Source organism: Waltera sp. (assembly GCF_046969025.1).
GTDB classification, from domain to species: Bacteria; Bacillota; Clostridia; order Lachnospirales; family Lachnospiraceae; genus Acetatifactor; species Acetatifactor acetigignens.
Window position 1 is genome coordinate 61149 of the sequence record NZ_JBKVQF010000008.1, and the last position, 20340, is coordinate 81488.

Sequence of the window (20340 nt, forward strand, 5' to 3'; positions counted from 1 at the left end):
ATGAGATACCCTAAGATTGGAATTCGCCCGGTAATCGATGGACGTTGGGGTGGCGTTCGTGAAAGCCTGGAGAATCAGACCTGTGAAATGGCAAAAATTGCCGCAAAACTAATCTCTGAGAATTTGAAATATCCGGATGGAACACCGGTACAATGTGTGATCGGCTGTACCACTATTGGAGGAGGTGCGGAGGCGGCCCGGGTGGCAGAACAGTTTCAGATGGAAAATGTAGTAGCAACCTTGTCTGTGACGCCCTGCTGGTGTTACGGAACAGAGACTTTCGATATGGATCCGAACACCATCAAAGCTGTCTGGGGATTCAACGGAACGGAGCGCCCCGGTGCGGTGTATCTGGCAGCGGTTATGGCGGCACATGCACAGCGTGGGCTTCCGGCTTTTTCCATCTATGGACATGATGTGCAGGATGCAAAGGATACGACAATTCCCGCAGATGTGTCGGAGAAAATCTTACGTTTCGCCAGGGGAGCTGTGGCCGTAGGCTGGATGACAAATAAGGCATATGTCAATATTGGAGCGGTAGCCATGGGCATTGCAGGCAGCTTTTGCGATCCGGATGTGCTACAGAAATATTTCGGGATCCGTGCGGAATGGGTAGATGAAGTGGAAATTCTCCGTCGTATTGCCATCGGCATCTATGATCCGGAGGAATATGAGAAGGCATTACAGTGGGTGAAAGCAAACTGCAGGGAAGGGTTCGACAAAAATCTTGGAAAAGATCTGCCGGAAGTCATCACAAAGTCAAAAATCATTCCTGCGGAAAAAGACTGGGAGTTTATTGTGAAGATGACATTGATTATCCGGGATATTCTGTTCGGCAATTCACGACTGGACGAGCTTGGCTGGCATGAGGAGGCTTTGGGACATAATGCTGTGGCCGGAGGTTTCCAGGGACAGAGACATTGGACGGACTGGTTGCCGAATGCGGACTTTACGGAAGCAATCCTTGCTTCTACGTTCGACTGGAATGGTCCCAAGGCACCGACTCCTTTTGCAACGGAGAATGATACCTGCAATGGTATTTCGATGCTGTTGGGACAACTGATTTCGGGAACGGCTCCCTGCTTCCATGATGTCCGTACCTACTGGAGCCCGGAGGCTTGTGAACGTGTTACAGGTCAGAAGCCGGACGGCGTGGCAGCAAACGGATTTATTCATCTGATCAATTCCGGTGCAACGGCGTTGGACGGGACTGGAGCGTGTGTGGACGAACAGGGCGACCATGTCATGAAACCTTTCTGGAAGATGACAGAGGAGGATATCCGGAAATGTCTGGATGTTACCGACTGGTGCAGGGCAGATTATGAATATTTCCGGGGTGGTGGATATTCCAGCCACTTTCGGTGTATTGCACAGATGCCTGTAACTATGCTAAGATTGAATATTATAGAGGGAATAGGGCCTGTACTGCAGATTGCCGAAGGATGGACAGCAAAATTGCCGGAAGAGATTCATCATGTGATTGATAAGAGAACAGATCCCACCTGGCCGACCACCTGGTTTTGCCCAAGACTGACCGGTGAGGGCGCTTTTACTGACGTATATAGTGTTATGGCAAACTGGGGGGCAAATCATGGCGTGACCGTATATGGACATGTGGGTGCAGACCTGATCACATTGTCCAGCATGTTGCGGATCCCGGTGACCATGCATAATGTGGACAGGGACAAAATCTATCGTCCTCATGCATGGACAAGCTTCGGAACACAGGATACACAGGCGGCGGATTATGCGGCATGCAGGCAGTATGGCCCTTTGTATCAATAAAATCACAGGAAGCAGAGAGAGGAATCCTATGGAGAATTGTCTGAAGGTAGGTATTTTAGGTGCCGGAAATATAGCTGGATCCATGGCAGAAGCGCTGAATGAGCTACAGAAGGAGGGAAAAGCCTGTGCTTATGCTGTGGCATCCCGTTCGCAGGAGAAGGCATTGGAGTTCGCACGAAAATGGAATATCACAAGAGCATACAGCAGTTACGAGGAACTGGCATCGGATCCGGAAGTGGACCTGATCTATATAGCAACACCACATTCTCTGCATTATGAGCAGGCAAAGCTCTGTATGGAACATGGCAAAAATGTTCTGGTAGAGAAGGCGTTTACAGCCAATGCAAGACAGGCTGAGGAATTATTTGCAATGGCAGAGGAAAAGAAGGTCTTTATTACAGAGGCAATCTGGACACGCTATATGCCAAGCCGTGAGATCATAACTGGGTTGCTCCGGGAGGGAGCGGTAGGTACACCGCAGATTTTGGAAGCGGAATTTTCCGTACAAAATTATGAAAATCCCAGGATGCATGATCCGATGCTGTGCGGAGGAGCACTATTGGATCTTGGAGTGTATGTACTGACAACGGCTTCCATGTATTTTGGAGATCATATTGTGAAGACGCAATCTTCCTGTGAGAAGTATCCGACCGGAGTAGATGCTGCAGATGAGATCCAGCTGACCTATGCGGATGGCAGTGCTGCGCAACTGCGCTGTTCCATGGTGGATAAAAAGAAAAACTGTGTAAAAATCTGTGGAACGAAAGGGTATATTTCCTGGGAGAGCAATAACAATCCCAGAAACCTGGAACTGTATAGCCCGGGAGGAATGCTGATCCGTAAAATCACGATTCCCACGCAGATCAATGGCTATGAATATGAAGTGCTGGCATGCCGGGAGGCAATCAGGAACGGGCAAAGAGAGTGTGAGAAAATGCCTCATGCGGAGACTCTTACGATCATGAAGCAGATGGATGAACTTCGGGCACAGTGGGGTGTGAAATACCCATATGATGAATAACGACAGAATCAAAAGAGCGGACCGTAAGGATCCGCTCTTTTGATAAGATAGCTATAGAGTATAATTACAGTATTACTTCTGTCAAATAAATAACAAAGAACACTTCTTTTTACAGAATCTAAAAATAAGTGAGTTTTTCGGCAAAACAAAAAAACAAAGTGCCTTTTTGCGAACCTGAGTGTCTCATACCTTTGCGTAAAATCCGCTATAATGAACTCATCAAGCAAACACATAAATGTGATTGAAGGAGGGTACTAAATGAAGAAGTTAAAATTAACAGCATTACTCGTAACTATGGCAATGACAGCGTCTCTTGCAGGATGCGGCAACAGCGCTTCCGAAGAGACGACAGACGGCACACAGTCATCTCAGGCGACAGCCACGCAGGAAGCTGCTGGTACGGAAACAGCAGAGAACCATGATCCCGTAACTTTGCGCTTCATGTGGTGGGGCGGTGATGAGAGAGCGCAGGCAACACTGGATGTGATCGACAAGTTCGAGCAGGAATATCCCTGGATCACGATAGAAGCGGAGTACGGCAGCAGTGATGGTTATCAGGAAAAGCTGACAGCGCAGCTGGTATCCGGTACGGTAGCAGACATTTTCCAGATGGGAACCGGCTGGATGCCCGGCTATGTAGAATCCAATGCAGGATACTTTGCAGATTTCAAAGATTTCTCAGATGTCTTTGATCTGTCTACCTTCGAAGAATCTATTTTAAAGAACAACGGACAGTTCGACGGACATCAGTACGGTGTACCGACCGGTATTTCCGGACATGCACTGATCTACAACAAGAATGCAGCTGATAAGATCGGTATTGACTTCAGTAGTGATTATACTTGGGACGATATTGTAGAAATGGGCAAGAAGGTCAAGGAGTATGATAAGGATATGTATCTGCTGACCATGGGAAGTTCTGAGCTGAATACCATGATCGTCCGCCCTTACTTACAGCAGTTGACCGGCAGCACAGTTCTGGTAAATGAGACCAAGAAGAGAGGTTTCGAGGAAAAAGATCTGGTGGAGGTACTGAACTACATTAAGACATTGTATGATGAAGGCGTTGCATCACCTATGTCTACTGTTATCGCATACGGCGCAGATCTGGGAACAGATCCTAACTGGATCAACCAGAAATATGTGGCAGCATTCGGATACTCCTCTACAGTAGAGACCTTGCAGGCAGCATGTCCCGATGGAAACTTTGCGGCAGGCAAGCTTCCGGTTATGACAAATGCCAAAGATGAAGGCTGGTACTGCAATGCGCCTCAGTATATGTGTGTCAGCGGTGCGAGCGAACATCAGGTAGAAGCCATGATGTTCTTAAACTACTTCTACAACAATGCAGATGCAGCCAAGATCCTGAAGACAGTCCGTTCCGTACCTCCTACCAGTGTAGGGCAGGAAGCATGTACAGAACTGGGCATTCTGGAAGGCATCGCCAAGGATAGCGTGGATATTATCCAGACCTATACAGGAACCAATGATCTGGGGCTGACCACAGAGGAAGAAGTAACTGCGATCCTGCAGGATGCAGCTACTCAGGTTGCTTACGGACAGGGTACTCCTGAAGACGTTGCCAAGTCAACGATCAGCCTTCTGGATAATTATCTGTCATCCAAGTAATCCCGGATCAGTTTCGGATTCGTACTACACAGAAATGATACTGGGGTATCCTGAAGGATTTCGGGATACCCCAGACATTTACGAGGCGGAGGTACTCTACATGACACCGAAAAAGAAAAAATTAAAAAAGAAGCAGTGGATCGGACTGGTATTCATTGCCCCCTGGCTGATCGGATTGATCGGACTGCAGGTATATCCTTTTGTTGCATCCCTGTTCTATTCCTTTACAGAATATAATATCATGTCCTCTCCGAAATGGATCGGACTGGCCAACTATGTGAAATTATTTACGGCGGATAATGAATTCTGGTATTCCGTAAAAGTTACTTTGATCTACACAATATTTACTGTACCCGGAAAATTAACAGTGGCTCTGATCGTAGCACTGGTTATGAATAAAAACATGAAGGGAATCAATTTCATTCGTACGATTTATTATATCCCGTCTCTGATCGGCGGTAGCATCGGTATTGCCATTCTCTGGAAGCTGATGTTCCAGGAGGAGGGTATTATCAATTCCCTGTTGAAAGCAATCCATCTGCCGACCCTGCACTGGCTGGGAGATCCCAAGACAGCATTACCGACGATCATTCTGCTGCAACTTTGGACGTTCGGATCTTCCTTCGTTATGTTCCTGGCAGCCCTGAAAAATGTACCGGCGGATCTGTATGAAGCAGCGGATATCGATGGAGCCAGCAGCTGGAAGAAATTCGTTAAGATTACATTGCCACAGATTTCCTCTATTATATTTTTCAATATTATCATGCAGACGATCACAGCATTACAAAGCTTTACCAGCTCACTGGTCATTACCAACGGAGGCCCGTTAAAATCTACCTACGTGTTGGGAATGAAGTTGTACACGGAGGCATTCTCTTTCTATAAAATGGGATATGCATGCGCAATTTCCTGGGTGATCTTCATTATGATCATGATCGTTACGATGATTTTATTCCGATTCTCTTCCATGATGGTATATTACGAAGATGGAAACGATTTTTAGGAGGAACATGAGATGAGAAAAAAGCTTAAAAAGAGAAACAGCGTATCCTGGGTGACCTACACAGTAGTACTTCTGATCGGACTGGCAATGTTGTATCCGATCATCTGGATGTTCTTCGCAACCTTCAAGAGCAATGCGGAGATCTTCGGATCTGTCAAACTGCTGCCGTCATCCTTCAGCTTCCAGAGCTATATTGACGGCTGGCATGTGAACAGCAAAATAACTTATACTACATTTTTCAAAAACAGCTTTGTGATGACGATCATCACTACGTTATTTACGGTATTATCCAGTGCGATTGTCGCTTATGGATTTGCCAGATACCAGTTCCCCGGAAAAAAGATTTTGTTTGGTATTCTGATTGCCACACTGATGCTTCCCGGAGCGGTAGTTATGATCCCACGTTATGCAATGTTCAATAAGCTGGGACTGGTGGATACTTACTGGCCGTTTTACTTACAGGGTCTGCTGTCCGTGAACTCGTTCTTTGTGTTTATGCTGATCCAGTTTATCCGCGGACTGCCAAGAGAACTGGATGAATCTGCTTATCTTGACGGCTGCAGTGATCTGAAGGTATTCGTGAAGATCCTTGTGCCACTGATGAAACCGGCACTTTTCTCCGCAGGTCTGTTTCAGTTCATGTGGACTTACAATGATTATACAAACGTGTTGATCTACATTAACTCTGTGAAAAAATATACCCTGTCTCTGGCTTTGAGACTGTCTTTGGATGCAGAATCCGTGGTTCAGTGGAATAAAGTAATGGCAATGTCCTTCCTGTCCATTCTGCCGCTGATCATACTGTTCTTCGCTGCACAGAAGTATTTTGTGGAAGGCATTGCCACCAGTGGTCTGAAGGGTTAAAGCTGAACCGGAATGCGGAAAAACACACAGGTTCCGAGTCCTTCTTTACTGTAAATATGAAGAGTGCTCTCAGAACCATAGGTCAGTGTCAGACGCTTGTTCACGTTGTCGAGTCCGATACGCGTGGAAGCGTCTGACATAAGATCTGATCTCAGCTTCTGAAGTTTGTCTTTTGGAATTCCCACACCATTGTCGGTTATTGATATATGGATCCAATCATCCCGTTTAAAAATCTTAATTTTTACCATTCCCTGGCGATTGCCGGGACGCAGCCCGTGACTGATACTGTTCTCTAAAAGCGGCTGAAGCAGGAGACGCTTAAACGCATGCGGCAGTACAGAATTGTCGATTTCTTCAAAGTAATAAAAACTGTCGGGAAAACGGAACTTCTGTATTTCCACATATTTATGGATATAAGTGATCTCATCCTGAATAGATACCGAAACCTGTGGATTGGCCAGAGAGTAGGAGAGAATATCCGACAGATTGCTGATGATCGTATTGGCGGTGGAAGGACCGCCTGCTATTTTGTAGACTTCGAAATCCAGGGTCTGCAGGGTGTTGACCATAAAATGTGGGTTGATCTGTAGCTGTAGGGCGCTGAGCTCCGCAGCCTGTTTTTTGTATTTCTGCTCTGCCAGCTGGCTGTTTAAAAATGTGGTATTTAAGAACATGCGGATGACATTGTTCATGATCAGGCTGTATTCGTCATCCGGCTGGTCTGCCGGAGAGTCTTTTTCAGTAGGGTAGATACCCTTTTCCGCATTACCGAACAGATCAATCACTGACTGGATCTGTCGGAAATTATCCCTTGTGATCTGATAAGAGAACAGGAAGATAATGAACAGGGTAAACAGCAGCATGATCAGCGGCAACAGCAGATTCTGTGCACAATAGAGAATAATGGCGGAAACAGGAACCAGCTGCACCGTATAATATCGGTAGGTGGGTTGATATATCACATAAGTAAGATAGAAATGATGATCTACCTTTTCCCAGTGAAAGCCATCCGTCAGTGTGGAAAGATCCACTCCGGAAAAGTCGGGAACAGAAGAGAAACCCTGAGAAGCCAGAAGATTCTGTTCGCTGTCCAGGAGAAACATACCGTGTTTCCAGGATGTGGATTTTGCAGACATCATTTTTTCCAGCTCTTCCAGAGACAGGTTGGATACCATGACACCATCCAGATAAGAGAAACGCTTATATACCGTCAGTACATTTTCTGATGTTGATGAGGTGGAATTCTTCATTGCCCGGGGGACAATATATGTGTCCTGATCTTCCGGAAGAGAGGTATAAATATCATACCAGCCGGCGTCCACATCGCTGCTCAGAAAACGGATCGTCTTGTCCGAAGAGAAAAAGATATTATTGTCATCCAGATAAAGATAAAGGCTGTCCACCAGTGGATGGGAGGCGGAGATACTGCCGAGGAAGGTCTTGATACTGTTTAGGAAGACATAGTCGGTGTAAGTAGTCTCTCTGTTGTAGAGAATCTTGCGCATGGATAAGAGTAGCTGGGAATTCAGTGTGATCATTTCCTGCTGGGAAGTGCATACATCCATGGTATTTTCCAGATCCAGACAGAAATCATCCGTAGTGGACTGGGTGGTCTCTTTGATGGCCTGTAGCTGGGAGGTTGCGGTAAGGATCATGATGCATATAAACAAAAGACCGGTAGGAATCAACAGGAGAGAACTCCATACTTTTAAGCGTTTTAAGAAAAATCGGTGCATCATGATAACGGTCCTCTGTTCTCAGGGTTTACTTCCGGCTGTTTTCCTGCACGGAATTCCTGTGGTGTGATCCCATAATATTCCTTGAAATTACGGGTGAGATTTTTGGGGTTCAGATATCCGACGGCATCTGCAATTTCGTAGAATTTGACAGATCGATCCGACAGCATCCGCATGGCCTGCTCCATCCGTACCTGTAGCAGATAACGGGAGAAGCTGACACCGGTATCCGCTTTGAAAGCGGAAGAAAGATAAGCCGGTGAGTAGTGTACCAGAGAAGCAGCCTCTTCCAATGTTGCAGTCTTATAATCGGATTTGATATAGTTTTTCACAATCGCCACATAATCTGCCTCGTCTGCATTGACTTCGTAAGGCAGATAATGGCCCTTCTCACGTTTGTCCAGGGTTTTCCGGATGCGTTCAAAGCAGGCAGACATGGCGTCATATTTCATTGGCTTGATCAGGTAGTCCGTGACATGATTGATAATTGCTGCCCGGGCATATTCAAAATCCTGATAGGCGCTGAAAAAGACGACGATGATATCTTCGTTTTTCAGCTTCTGCGACAGTTCGATACCGGTCATGACCGGCATCTGGATATCGGTCATAACGACATCCACCTGTGGGTGGGCATTGATATATTCCAGGGCTTCTTTCCCATTGGTAAAAGAAGCAACGACTTCAAAGCCGAAGTTGTTCCAGGGAAAAAGATGAATGATTCCTTCCAGAATACGGGGTTCATCATCTACGATGATTACTTGATACATATCAGGTTCCTCACGTGTAAGGTAATATTCAGATAACACGCAGATTATAACATATTTCAAAATAGAATACAAAGCATTCAAAACGAGGAGAAGACAAATGAACGAAAAGAAAATAAAATTGAAAACCGGTGAAATCTGGCAGGAGAGACTGGTGGCAGGCAATGGACACAGCGGAGTGATATGTTCCTGTGAACCCTATGAAGAGGTACTGACCTATCAGAATATAGAACTGCTGATGCCGACAGAAGAACCCAGAATGACTCCGCCGGAAGTGGGAAGTGAGCTGCAGGAGGCCAGACAGGCAGTGCTGCATATGGATGATACTTGGAATGTGCATGGCAGAAAAAGAACATATCTTTATGCCTTTCACCCGGGGATGCAGCTTCGGATCACGACACCGCAGCAGGAGATCAAAGCGTACAGCTGTCGGATGGTAGGAGAGACCGGGGAGGTCATTATGGACTATCGGGATAAGACAGGGGACTTCAGCCGGCATACATTTGTCTCCAGAGAGGATTGTGTGGTGACACAGTATCTGGCAAATGAAAAAAAGGAGCTTCCGGAACTGACGATTTCCATAGACCCACCGGAGAGCCTGCCTAAATTCGGAGTAAAAAAGCGAGGAATCGGACCGGAAGTAAATATGAAATATGAACTAGTCTATGATAAGGCGGCCTCTTATCTCGGACAGGCAGCTCATTATCCGGTATTTTCGGACAGTGAATTGCAGGATAAGGGATATGTGACCATGGTACGGGTCCTGCATATGGGAGGAAGTAAAAGTCTGGAACAGACGGAAGGCAAAAAAAGAATCCATATCAGAGGGGCACGGGCGGTCTGGATCCTTGCGAAAACGGCTGCCCAGGTCGAAATGGGAGAAATGGAAGATTTTCCGGGGGTGAAAGCACAGGAATGCATCGATGCGGTACTGGCAGATCTGGAGAGAACTGTGGCAAAATACCGGACAAAAGAAGGCTGTTGGGATTATGAGAGTGCGTTGGCACTGCAGAAGGAACAGCAGAGGGAGACCTATGGTACGGTAAGTTTTCATCTGGGAGAACAGACAGCGGATTCCGGAGAGGAAGGAATAGAAAAGGAGACCAATACGGAACTGTTACAGCGGCAGAAAAATACGCCGCAGATGTTGCAGGAACTGGTGGAACGGATCTACCGGACAGGCAGATATGTGCAGGCAGCCTGCGCCGGATATTCCGCACCAAGACTGTGCGGACTGTGGACAGGGGAATGGAATCCCGGCTGGAGCGGAGCCTATACGATGGATGCCAATGTGAATATTCAGGTATCCGGTATGAATACCGGGCACATGGAAAAAGCGGCCTGGGGATATATGTATTTTATCCTCCGCCAGATCGGGGACTGGACAGAGAATGCAAAAGCTGTTTACGGCATGTGGGATGCCCTGCTGGCACCGGTGAATACCGACGGTAATCGGGCAATTATGGTAGAGTATGATATTGACTATCCTTTCCAGTACTGGAATGCCGGGGCTTCCTGGCTGATGGTGCCGATCTTTGAGTACTGGCAGTGCTTTGGTAACCGGCAGATCCTACTGCCGGAGGATCTGGCCAAAGCCTGCGGAAAACAAAGCCTGGATCTGGAACAGGAGATTCTCCGCCCCCTGCTGTGGAAGATTTTTCACTTTTGGGAGCAGTTGTGTACACCGGAATATTATACGGACAAAGAAGGACAGCCCCATTATAAAAAGGGAAAGATATTTCTGGAAGACGGAGAACGGTATCTGATCATTCCATCCTATTCTCCGGAGAATCATCCCATTGGTTATACCAGTACGATCACTGCAAATGCAGCCATGGATATTGCGGCTGCGTCCGATGTATTGCGTATGATCAGGGAACTGGAGGAGAGGATCGGTGATGAACGATCGATGGAGCGTCTGACAGCCTGCAGAGAACTTGCAAAAAAGCTGCCGGAATATCAGGCGGACGAGACCGGAGGCTTAAAAGAATGGTCACTTCCACAGATGCGTGACAATCACGAGCACCGCCACATCAGTCATCTTTACTGCGCATGGCCGGGAGTGGAGACCCAGCATGATGTAAGACTTGTGGAAAGCTGCAGACAGGCCATCAGGAATCGAAATACAGGGAATGTCGGCAAGGATGATACGGCCTCCCATGGCTGGCTCCATAAGGGACTGGTGGCTGCCAGACTGAAGGACGGTGAAGGCCTTGGAGAGATCCTTCGTCTGCTGGTGCACAGTGACATTTTCTACAGTAGTCTTCTGACGGATCATAATACGGATCGCTGCAGAGGCGTCTATTGCACGGATACGATCCTTGGATTGCAGGGAATTATTCAGGAAGCGCTTGTATATTCCGAACGGGGCTGGATTGAATTCCTTCCGGCACTTCCGGAGGAGTGGAAGCAGGGCAGTGTGGATGGTCTGATGGCCAGAACAAGAGTCTGCATCCGAAGACTTGCATGGGATCTGGAAAAGAAGATACTGGAAGCAGAACTGGAAGCTTATGAGGATCAGGAGGTCAGAATTTCCTGCCCGGTATTGCAATACGATGCATGTTATTATCTAAAACAGGGAGAACTGCGCAGGATCTGGATTTAATCCACCGGATCCTGGAGCTGCCTGCGGTATTCATTGGCAGTGATGCCGTAATGTTGTCTAAACGCCTGGGTGAAATGCTGGGATGTGGAGTAATTCAGTTTCTCCGCAATCTGCGTGATGCTCAGGCGTTTGTCTGTCAGATAGATTTTTGCCGCAGACATTCGGGCTTCCTGTTTTTTCTGCTGAAAGGTCTTGCCGTAATATTTTTTCAGGAACCGTTCCGTCTGGCGGACACTTAACCCAAGAGTCTTTGCCAGGTTTTCCAGAGTAATGGTCTCGTAATGATAGAGAAAGGCCCGTTCGATGATCAAGGTCTTACCGTCAATGAGATTGGAGGGAGCAAAGTGCTGTTTAGAGAAACGGTTTCCCTCGTAATTACGGACAACTTTTACAAGACACTGTTGTAACAGAGCCTCTACCTGAATCATGTAACCGGTATATTTATATTTTAATTCATAGAAGAGCTGCTCCATCAGTACACCAAGATTCTGGGTATCCGGACCAATCCAGAATCTTTTTTTCAGAAATTTGTCCGCAGTGCTGCCGGAAAAAACGAGGAGAGCATCTTCTTCCTGCAACTGAAAATAGATAGAATATTCCGTCATGGGATCCATAGGGCTTGGAATCTGCTCGTGCTCCACATGGGGGCCTGTCATATATAGTGTGCCAGGCGTAAGCTCATAAGAACTGCCATCAATGACTGCCTGCCCGAGCCCATTAGGGATGTAGTGCAGTTCATAGCTGTTGTTACCGTGGCTGTGGCGTGGCAGTGGCTTAAAAAAGTGTTCGAAAGCAATATTCAGAATTAGAAAAGTTGTGTTGTCGATAGTGGTTTTCACATCGAGACCATAGATGGTATTGTTCGTTGCCTGATTCATGGAGCCTCCTGCTGTCCGGATTTACTGTGACCTGTCTGATGATATTAAGTGTAGCAACGGCAAAGAAAAAAGTCAAATAAAAAAGTACGATAACACGACAAATACACACAACTTATGTCGCAAATATGTCTATTAATCGTATATTTGTAGGATTAGAATGAATGTATCACAGCAACCCACACGGGGAGAGAAAATATGACAGAAGAACATATAATATTTTATTTTTAAGGAGGTTAACAGATGGACAGACAGGAAATGAAACAGAAAAAGATGATGGGAGCAATTCTTCCGGGCAACAGCACAGTAGAACTTAGAGAATTCGATATGCCGAAGCCGGGACATGGACAGGTTGTGGTCAAGGCAATGGCTACAACTATCTGCGGCAGTGATATCCGCTGCATCTACAGGGAACATGTGGGAAAAGGTCCGGAAGGCTATATTCCCGGAACCGTGGCAGGTCATGAACCCTGTGGTCTGATCGTAGAGGAAGGAGAAGGCCTGAAGAGATTCAAGAAGGGCGACCGTGTTATTATTTATCACATTTCCGGATGTGGTGTATGTAACGATTGCAGAAGAGGCTATTATATTTCCTGCAAGAGTAAATTCCGTCAGGCATACGGATGGCAGAGAAACGGTGGCATGGCACAGTACATTCTGGCAGATGAGAAGGATCTGATCGCATTGCCAGATGAACTGACCTACAAGGATGGAGCACAGGTGGCCTGTGGTTTCGGTACCGTATATGAAGCTATCGAAAAGGTAGGTGTCAGCGGCAATGATGCAGTACTGGTAACCGGTCTGGGGCCTGTCGGCCTGGCAACACTGATGTTGGCAAAAGCATTGGGAGCCAATATGCTCATCGGCGTAGAGACGAATCCGTACCGTATTGAACTGGCAAAGAAGATGGGACTGGCTGATTATGTATTTGCACCGGATGAGGCTTATGATCAGATCATGAAAGTGACAAACGGCAATGGTGTGGAGAGAGCGTTCGATGCCAGCGCCAGTGATCCAGGAAGACAGCTGGCAATCCGTGCTACCAGAGAATGGGGCCGGATCGCATTCGTGGGAGAGGGAGGTACCTGTACCTTCAATCCCAGTCCGGACATTATTCATGGTCAGAAGACAATCTACGGCAGCTGGGTAACATCGCTGTGGAGAATGGAAGAACTGGTAGAAAGACTGGTGCGTTGGGGAATTCATCCGGAAGATCTGATCACGGACGAATTCCCTCTGGAGCAGGCAGGGGAAGCTTACAGACTGATGGCAAGTGGAAACTGTGGCAAGGTAGCAGTGGTATTTCCCGAAGACTAAGGGAAGAAAGGTTATCATATGGCAGAAATCATAGAACAGAGCCGGATCCCAAAGCGGACTCTGGTGGACGGATCTAAGGTACCGGCAATCGGACTTGGAACCTTCGGATCCGATAAATATAACAGCGATCAGATTGCAGAAGCTGTATATGGCGGCATCCGGGCAGGATATCGTATGATCGACTGTGCTTCCGTATACCAGAATGAGAATCGTATCGGAGAGAGCATCGAGCGTGTCCTGAAAGAAGGAATCGTGGACAGAGCGGATTTGTTTATCACCTCCAAAGTATGGAATGATATAGCCATGAGCAAAACTCCACATACTCAGTATTTATGCATGTTTGCGAGGCATGGCAACCTCTTTTATCACTCCAAATTTATAGTAACAACCAGCTCCAAATGGTATAATTAAGTTGTCAAAATCAATTCACCGAGAGGAGCTGATTGTTATCTATCGTCAAGAAATTTTGAAAGACATCCGTCTTTTCACTTCACAACCAGTTGCAAAGTTTTACGATTCACTTTTTCTGAATCTCGATTTATCCTTTGTCCCTGAATTCCCTAAAACCGGACGAAAAGGCTTTTCCAATCATGCCATGATTTGTTCGTTTATCGTTATGAAATGTGAAGGCTTTTCAATGATTACGGATCTTGTTGATTATCTTAACAACAACCTTCTAATCGCCCATTACTGCGGTTTTGATATTTCTGCTCCGTTGCCTTCTTACTGGACGTTTGATCGTTTTCTAAAACAGCTTGATAACGGTGTACTTTCATCCATTATGAAATCCCAAGTTCTTTATCTTTCAAAACAAGGTATTGTTGATACATCTTTTATTGGTTTGGACTCTACTCCGATTGCTGCAAACACTTCACAGAATAATCCTAAATCTTTTCTATCCAACAAATTTAAGCCTGATAACCAGCCCAAAGCAGATACTGATTGCAAACTTGGCGTACATACTGCTTCTAACCAAACAAACGAGAAAAAGTATGAATTCTACTGGGGGTACAAAAACCACGTCCTTGTTGACTGTATTTCAGGTCTTCCCATTTATGAACTGACCACTACCGCCAATGTCCATGATTCCACTGTTGCGCTTGATATTTTGGCTGACACACATACCTTTCTGCCGATAACCGAATGTACCTTCCTTGCTGATAAAGGCTATGATGTTAAAAATATCTATAATCAGGTACAGGAACTCTACCAAGGCGAATGTATTATTCCATTAAACAAACGATCCACCAAAAATCCAAAACTTCTTCCACAGGGAAATCCTGTCTGCGATGCCGGGCTTGCCATGTGGAAGGATGGTAAATTTTCTGATAATGGACGTACACGCCAAAAATTCTGCTGCCCACTAAAATCAAGCAAAGACGCTGATTGTCCCTGCCATCACAAAAATTTTTACAACGGCAAGAAGCATCGCGGCTGTACAAAATACATCACCATTCCCGATGATTTAAGACTCTCCGTCGACAGAGACAGCAAATATTTCAAAAGTAATTACTCTCTTCGTACAGAATGTGAAAGATACAATTCACGTTTCAAAAATACAGGGCAGGAACGTATGTGGGTAAGAAATAAATCATCTGTTACCAACTTGAATACAATTGCCCATATAAGTCTGTTAGCGGTTGCTGTTGCGGCAATCACCACCGGCACAGGGCAATCCTATCGTAAGCTTAAAGCTGTAAAGCGGATCGCATAATAAAGAGCTATTCATATCTCCCCATTTGCGTAGGTTCTGGACTTACGTCAGCTTTGCTATGTCATAAATTCCCATTCTTTCCGATTTGCAAAAGCTAACTGCCAAATCCAACTGTTAAATCAATTCGTTTTGCTCATCTCTCTGGAATGATATGCACAATAGAGTGAAGGAGTCCTGTGAGAAGAGCCTGAAGGATCTGCGGGTATCTTATCTGGATCTGTATCTGGTGCACTGGCCTTTTCCCAATTATCATGCTCCCGGCTGTGACGGAGATTCCCGTAATCCGGATTCCAGGCCGTTTTCTGTGACAGAATTTCTGAATACTTGGAGACAGTGTGAGGCACTGGTGGAAGAAGGCAGGGTAAAATACATTGGCATGTCTAATATGACAGTACCGAAACTTCAGGCAGTATTGCCGCTGTGCAGGATTCAGCCGATGTTCTTAGAGATGGAATTGCATCCCGGATTTCAGCAGCCGCAATTGTATGACTATGCACTGTCACAGGGGATTCAACCCATCGGTTATTGCCCCATCGGATCTCCCTCCAGACCGGAGAGAGACCGGACGGCAGAGGATATAGCAGATACCCGGATGCCGGAGATTATGGAGATTGCGGAGCATCATCACGTACATCCTGCTATGATCTGCCTGAAGTGGGCGGTACAGAGAGGACAGATTCCGATTCCTTTTTCAGTAAAGGAATATCAATATGTGGATAATCTGAAATGCATCACAGAAGATCCCTTGACAGAGGAAGAGATGGAGACAATCCGGAAAGCAGACAAGAATTGCCGCCTGATCAAAGGTCAGGTATTTCTGTGGCCCGGCGCAACCGACTGGCAGGATCTGTGGGATGTGGACGGAGAAATCACGTCATGAAAGGGGTAAGCGCATGTTAAAAGGAATTCCGAAGATATTATCTCCCGAGTTATTAAAGGTACTTTGTGAAATGGGACACAGTGACAGACTGGTTATCGCAGACGGTAATTTTCCGGCTGAGTCCATGGGGAAGGATGCAATCGTGATTCGGATGGACGGACATGGTACGACTGAGATTCTGGATGCCATTTTGCAGGTGTTTCCATTGGATAGTTATGTGGAGCATCCGTTGAATCTGATGGAGGTGATGCCCGGGGATCCGATGGAGACGCCGATCTGGGAGAATTATGAAAAAATCATCGCAAAACACGATTCCCGAGGTGGCAGTGCCATTGGACAGATCGAGCGCTTTGCCTTCTATGAGGAGGCAAAAAAGGTCTATGCCATTATTGCAACCGGAGAGAGTGCACTATATGCCAATATCATGTTACAAAAAGGTGTGGTAACAGAATAAGGCAGCTGATAAGAACAGGAGCAAAAGCATCGGCGGTAAGCGGATGCTTTTGCTGTTAAGAAAAACATGTTAGAATACAGTCAGGATCAGGGAAATGTGTGCAAAAAAATATATAATAACAGGAAAAAAGGAGAAATGGCATGAGTAGGTTATGGTATGATCATCCGGCATCGGAATGGGAAGAAGCTCTTCCTATAGGAAATGGCAGAATCGGTGCCATGGTCTACGGAGGTACGGACAGAGAACGGCTCCAGGTAAATGAAGAGAGCATCTGGCTGGGTGGACCTGTAAACCGTCACAATCCCGATGCAAAAGCAAACCTGCCGAAGATACGACAACTCCTTCGGGACGGCAGAATTCCGGAGGCTGAGCATCTGATGGAGACCGCATTATCGGCCTGCCCGGAAGGAATGCATCCTTATCAGACACTTGGGGATGTACAATTTTTCTTTGATGGGATCGAAGGCGGCAGAGAACGGAAAAGCGGTAAACTGCGGGATATGATCCTCTGTGAAGGAACAAAACATTATGAGAGATGTCTGGATCTGGAAACGGCAATCTGCCGGACAGAGTTCACTGTTGGTGACAGTATATATGAGAGGGAAATATTTGCTTCTCACCCGGCGGACTGTCTGGTGATGCGCTTCCGCACAAGGGGCAAGGGGAAAGTGAATTTTCTGGCGAAACTTCGAAGAGAGAGCTGGTTTGATGGAACTTGTAAGGTTGGAGAGAATGGCATAAGACTTTATGGCAATCTGGGAAGAGGCGGATATGAATTTGCCATGGAACTGCGTGCTGTGTCTACTGGCGGACGGATTTTGACCCAGGGGGAATGTCTGAGGGCAGAAGGGGCAGAGGAAGTGGTGCTGTGGTTTACTGCAGATTCCACTTATCACTACAGTACACCAGAAAAGGATCGGTATGCGGAAGCGTATCTGAAAGCTGGCAGGGAACTGCCTGTGGGGCTGGATGAAGAACTGACTGGCTCTGCAAGAACAGAGTTCCTATACCAGATGGCAATGCAGACACTTCTGGCAGAGAAAATGGATCAGCGCCTAAAGGCGGCGATGCTTCTGTCTTATGATACCCTTAAAGCAGAGCATGTGGCAGATCATAAATCTTTATATGACCGTTTTGTTTTTGAAGTAGAAGGCGCAGAGCGGTACGAGAATCTGCCTACGGATCTGCGCCTTGAGAGACTTCGGAAAGGGAAGCAGGAGCAAACAGAACAGACAGAAGACGTGGGATTGATGAAACTGCTCTATGATTATGGACGCTATCTTACGATTGCTGCCAGCAGGGAGGGAGGACTGCCGACCACACTGCAGGGACTTTGGAATTATGAATTTTTCCCGGCATGGGACAGTAAGTATACCATCAATATCAATACAGAGATGAACTACTGGCATGTGGAAAACTGCAATCTGCCAGAGTGTCATATTCCCTTATTTGAATTGTTAAAAAAGGTGCAGAAGAACGGCAGATATACCGCCAGAGAAATGTATGGGTGCCGGGGATTTGTGGCGCATCACAATACGGATATTCATGGAGATACCGCACCACAGGATACATGGTATCCCGGGACTTACTGGGTGATGGGAGCAGCATGGCTGTGTACGCACCTATGGATGCATTACCGCTATACAAAGAATCTGGTATTTTTACGGGAAGCTTTCCCTGTCATGGCAGAGGCAGCACTATTCTTTGTGGATTATCTGGAAGAAAAAGACGGATATCTGGTGACAAATCCTTCTGTTTCACCGGAGAATACATATATCCTGCCGAATGGACAAAAAGGATGCTGCTGCATCGGTGCAACCATGGACAATCAGATTCTGAGAGATCTGTTCAGAGGATGCCTGGGAGCCTGGAAGGAACTGGGAGAACAGGTACCGGAAGCCTGTGAGATTCCGGAAGTCGGTGACATAAAGGAACTGATGGGAACAATCCGCAAAATATACGACAGACTGCCGCCAAACAGGATCGGCAGTGACGGACGCCTGATGGAATGGATGGAGGAATACGAGGAAGCAGAACCCGGACACCGCCATATTTCCCATCTGTATGGGCTGTACCCCGCCGGAGAGATTACTGTAGACGGCACCCCGGAACTGGCTGAGGCCTGCCGCAAGACCCTGGAATACCGCCTGTCCCACGGCGGCGGACATACCGGATGGAGTAGGGCATGGATCACGAATCACTATGTCAGCCTGTGGGATGCTGAAGCAGCATATGACAACATCCGGAAGATGTTGGAGGTCTCGACCTATCCTAATCTGTTTGACAAACATCCTCCGTTCCAGATTGACGGCAATTTTGGGATCTGCGCTGCCATGAATGGGATGCTGGTTCAGAGCAATGAGGAGAGAATCCTGCTTCTCCCTGCATTGCCGGCTGCATGGAAGACCGGCTCCGTACGGGGAATGCATCTGATAGGAAATCTGGAACTTTCCATGAGCTGGAAAGACGGAAGAATCACTGGTGCCGTTTTTACTGCATATTCGGATGTGGATACTGTGGTGAAATATAAGGAGACCGAAAAAAGACTGCAATTAAAGGAAGGTGAGATCAAAGATATAATGCAGTATTGACAGGTAAAAAAGTAGTGGATTGATGTACTTAGGGCTGGCTGTCGCACCAGCGACTTGGTACAATACCTAGGGAAAGATAATCAGTTACGAAAGAATATGGCAGGAAGCATACATAAAAGATTGTTGGGAATATCAGCAGGAAAAGTGTCCGGGAATAGCATTATCCCAGCTTGATAAAGTATTGTATCGGCTGGACAAGGAGAAGGGCAATAAGGTAATATATTAATGCATGCTGGAACGGAAAAGGCGGATTCCTCCGATGGAAGGAATCGTCTGCGGAATGGAGATTAGTATGGAATATATATCAGATGTACAGGCAAAACAGATGATCCTGGAGGTAGGCCGGAGGATGTATCAGGGCGGCTTCGTGGCGGCGAATGACGGGAATATCTCCTGTAAGGTGGGGGATAACGAGATCTGGGCGACACCCACGGGAGTCTCGAAAGGCTTCATGACAGAGGACATGCTGGTTAAGCTGGATCTGGAGGGGAATGTGTTGGAGGGAACGCACAAGCCTTCCAGCGAGATCAAGATGCACCTCAGGGTATTTAAGGAGAACCCGAAAGTACAAGGCGTGGTACATGCACATCCTCTGACGGCGACGGCGTTTGCCTGTGCGGGCATCAGTTTGGAGGAGCCGGTGCTGATGGAAGGGGTGCTGTTACTGGGCTGTGTGCCGTTAGTGCATTTTGCCCTGCCGGAAGCGGTGGCACCCTATTGTCGGGAATACAATGCTGTATTACTGGCAAACCATGGCGCACTGACCTGGGGGGATAATCTCATGCAGGCCTATTACCGTATGGAGACTACGGAATATTATGCGAAGATACTGATGATGAATAATTTTATCTTAGGAAAAAAGACCCTGCTATCCCAGGGACAGGTCGATGACATCATTCGCATCCGTGCAGGATGGGGCATTACCACGGGCGGCAGACCCATCGGACCGGAGAGCGCGCAGAATCTGGAGGATATCTGTATCTCCCGGAAAAATAAATAAGCTATAGGGAAAACAAATGGCTGTGAAGAGGTGATTTGTTTTCCCGGGCATATTAGTGCGATAGCACGAATTTGTGAATTTATACATGAGTTTATAATAGAA

15 protein-coding genes and 1 pseudogene are annotated in these 20340 nt (G+C 46.7%); 13 read left to right on the top strand and 3 right to left on the bottom strand.

All coding sequences use genetic code 11. The features are described from left to right. The 5 genes from ACLTOH_RS06020 (at position 1) to ACLTOH_RS06040 (ending at position 6302) form a co-directional block, all read left to right on the top strand. Complete coding sequence (locus ACLTOH_RS06020) at positions 1-1785, top strand: L-fucose isomerase (RefSeq protein WP_412223618.1); 1785 nt, start codon at positions 1-3, stop codon at positions 1783-1785. 28 nt (positions 1786-1813) lie between these two features. After that, on the top strand, positions 1814-2806 hold the full coding sequence (locus ACLTOH_RS06025; protein ID WP_412200445.1) for a Gfo/Idh/MocA family protein: 993 nt from the start codon (positions 1814-1816) through the stop codon (positions 2804-2806). A gap of 258 nt (positions 2807-3064) precedes the next feature. After that, on the top strand, positions 3065-4435 hold the full coding sequence (locus tag ACLTOH_RS06030; protein ID WP_412200448.1) for an ABC transporter substrate-binding protein: 1371 nt from the start codon (positions 3065-3067) through the stop codon (positions 4433-4435). 100 nt (positions 4436-4535) lie between these two features. Next, positions 4536-5438: an ABC transporter permease subunit gene (locus ACLTOH_RS06035; RefSeq protein ID WP_178049434.1), complete on the top strand. Its 903-nt coding sequence runs from the start codon at positions 4536-4538 to the stop codon at positions 5436-5438. Positions 5439-5450: 12 nt separating this feature from the next. Beyond that, positions 5451-6302, top strand: a complete 852-nt coding sequence (locus tag ACLTOH_RS06040; RefSeq protein ID WP_117465191.1) for a carbohydrate ABC transporter permease — start codon at positions 5451-5453, stop codon at positions 6300-6302. On the opposite strand, the gene ACLTOH_RS06045 is transcribed toward ACLTOH_RS06040, so the two are convergent. After that, positions 6299-8041: a sensor histidine kinase gene (locus tag ACLTOH_RS06045; RefSeq protein ID WP_412223619.1), complete on the bottom strand. Its 1743-nt coding sequence runs from the start codon at positions 8039-8041 to the stop codon at positions 6299-6301. The two genes, ACLTOH_RS06040 and ACLTOH_RS06045, sit on opposite strands and share 4 nt — an antisense overlap. Beyond that, positions 8038-8805 (bottom strand): response regulator transcription factor, encoded by a 768-nt coding sequence (locus ACLTOH_RS06050; RefSeq protein ID WP_412223621.1) that lies wholly within the window; start codon positions 8803-8805, stop codon positions 8038-8040. Before ACLTOH_RS06050 ends, ACLTOH_RS06045 begins: the two co-directional genes overlap by 4 nt. A 97-nt stretch (positions 8806-8902) precedes the next feature. Here ACLTOH_RS06050 and ACLTOH_RS06055 point away from each other — a divergent pair, with 97 nt between their 5' ends. Further along, complete coding sequence (locus tag ACLTOH_RS06055) at positions 8903-11407, top strand: glycosyl hydrolase family 95 catalytic domain-containing protein (RefSeq protein ID WP_412223622.1); 2505 nt, start codon at positions 8903-8905, stop codon at positions 11405-11407. Here ACLTOH_RS06055 and ACLTOH_RS06060 read toward each other — a convergent pair. Continuing rightward, positions 11404-12285 carry an AraC family transcriptional regulator gene (locus ACLTOH_RS06060; RefSeq protein ID WP_412200462.1) on the bottom strand — a complete coding sequence of 294 codons (882 nt, stop codon included), beginning with the start codon at positions 12283-12285 and terminating at the stop codon, positions 11404-11406. The genes ACLTOH_RS06055 and ACLTOH_RS06060 overlap by 4 nt on opposite strands. Before the next feature lie 240 nt (positions 12286-12525). Here ACLTOH_RS06060 and ACLTOH_RS06065 point away from each other — a divergent pair, with 240 nt between their 5' ends. From ACLTOH_RS06065 to ACLTOH_RS06095, 7 genes and pseudogenes are all read left to right on the top strand, one after another. Next, the gene (locus tag ACLTOH_RS06065; protein ID WP_262594115.1) at positions 12526-13599 is read left to right on the top strand and encodes a zinc-dependent alcohol dehydrogenase family protein; all 1074 of its coding nucleotides are present in this window, start codon (positions 12526-12528) and stop codon (positions 13597-13599) included. A gap of 18 nt (positions 13600-13617) precedes the next feature. After that, complete coding sequence (locus tag ACLTOH_RS06070) at positions 13618-14010, top strand: aldo/keto reductase (RefSeq protein WP_412223624.1); 393 nt, start codon at positions 13618-13620, stop codon at positions 14008-14010. A 1-nt stretch (position 14011) separates the two neighbouring features. Next, positions 14012-15313: a transposase gene (locus tag ACLTOH_RS06075; protein ID WP_412223507.1), complete on the top strand. Its 1302-nt coding sequence runs from the start codon at positions 14012-14014 to the stop codon at positions 15311-15313. A gap of 133 nt (positions 15314-15446) precedes the next feature. Continuing rightward, a pseudogene (locus tag ACLTOH_RS06080) lies at positions 15447-16193 on the top strand (aldo/keto reductase); the annotation flags it as partial. 13 nt (positions 16194-16206) lie between these two features. Beyond that, a complete protein-coding gene (locus ACLTOH_RS06085) occupies positions 16207-16647 on the top strand; it encodes an RbsD/FucU family protein (protein WP_412223625.1) in 441 nt (146 codons plus the stop codon). Positions 16648-16787: 140 nt separating this feature from the next. Next, entirely contained in the window at positions 16788-19238 is a 2451-nt protein-coding gene (locus ACLTOH_RS06090; protein ID WP_337417121.1) for a glycoside hydrolase family 95 protein, read from the top strand. A 292-nt stretch (positions 19239-19530) separates the two neighbouring features. Continuing rightward, positions 19531-20238 carry a class II aldolase/adducin family protein gene (locus ACLTOH_RS06095; protein ID WP_412223628.1) on the top strand — a complete coding sequence of 236 codons (708 nt, stop codon included), beginning with the start codon at positions 19531-19533 and terminating at the stop codon, positions 20236-20238. Positions 20239-20340 lie beyond the last annotated feature (102 nt).

Excerpts from the sequence above, each read along its gene's own strand:
- ACLTOH_RS06020 (WP_412223618.1), top strand. The coding sequence starts at position 1 with ATGAGATACCCTAAGATTGGAATTCGCCCGGTAATCGATGGACGTTGG.
- ACLTOH_RS06025 (WP_412200445.1), top strand. The coding sequence starts at position 1,814 with ATGGAGAATTGTCTGAAGGTAGGTATTTTAGGTGCCGGAAATATAGCT.
- ACLTOH_RS06030 (WP_412200448.1), top strand. The coding sequence starts at position 3,065 with ATGAAGAAGTTAAAATTAACAGCATTACTCGTAACTATGGCAATGACA.
- ACLTOH_RS06035 (WP_178049434.1), top strand. The coding sequence starts at position 4,536 with ATGACACCGAAAAAGAAAAAATTAAAAAAGAAGCAGTGGATCGGACTG.
- ACLTOH_RS06040 (WP_117465191.1), top strand. The coding sequence starts at position 5,451 with ATGAGAAAAAAGCTTAAAAAGAGAAACAGCGTATCCTGGGTGACCTAC.
- ACLTOH_RS06045 (WP_412223619.1), bottom strand. The coding sequence starts at position 8,041 with ATGATGCACCGATTTTTCTTAAAACGCTTAAAAGTATGGAGTTCTCTC.
- ACLTOH_RS06050 (WP_412223621.1), bottom strand. The coding sequence starts at position 8,805 with ATGTATCAAGTAATCATCGTAGATGATGAACCCCGTATTCTGGAAGGA.
- ACLTOH_RS06055 (WP_412223622.1), top strand. The coding sequence starts at position 8,903 with ATGAACGAAAAGAAAATAAAATTGAAAACCGGTGAAATCTGGCAGGAG.
- ACLTOH_RS06060 (WP_412200462.1), bottom strand. The coding sequence starts at position 12,285 with ATGAATCAGGCAACGAACAATACCATCTATGGTCTCGATGTGAAAACC.
- ACLTOH_RS06065 (WP_262594115.1), top strand. The coding sequence starts at position 12,526 with ATGGACAGACAGGAAATGAAACAGAAAAAGATGATGGGAGCAATTCTT.
- ACLTOH_RS06070 (WP_412223624.1), top strand. The coding sequence starts at position 13,618 with ATGGCAGAAATCATAGAACAGAGCCGGATCCCAAAGCGGACTCTGGTG.
- ACLTOH_RS06085 (WP_412223625.1), top strand. The coding sequence starts at position 16,207 with ATGTTAAAAGGAATTCCGAAGATATTATCTCCCGAGTTATTAAAGGTA.
- ACLTOH_RS06090 (WP_337417121.1), top strand. The coding sequence starts at position 16,788 with ATGAGTAGGTTATGGTATGATCATCCGGCATCGGAATGGGAAGAAGCT.
- ACLTOH_RS06095 (WP_412223628.1), top strand. The coding sequence starts at position 19,531 with ATGGAATATATATCAGATGTACAGGCAAAACAGATGATCCTGGAGGTA.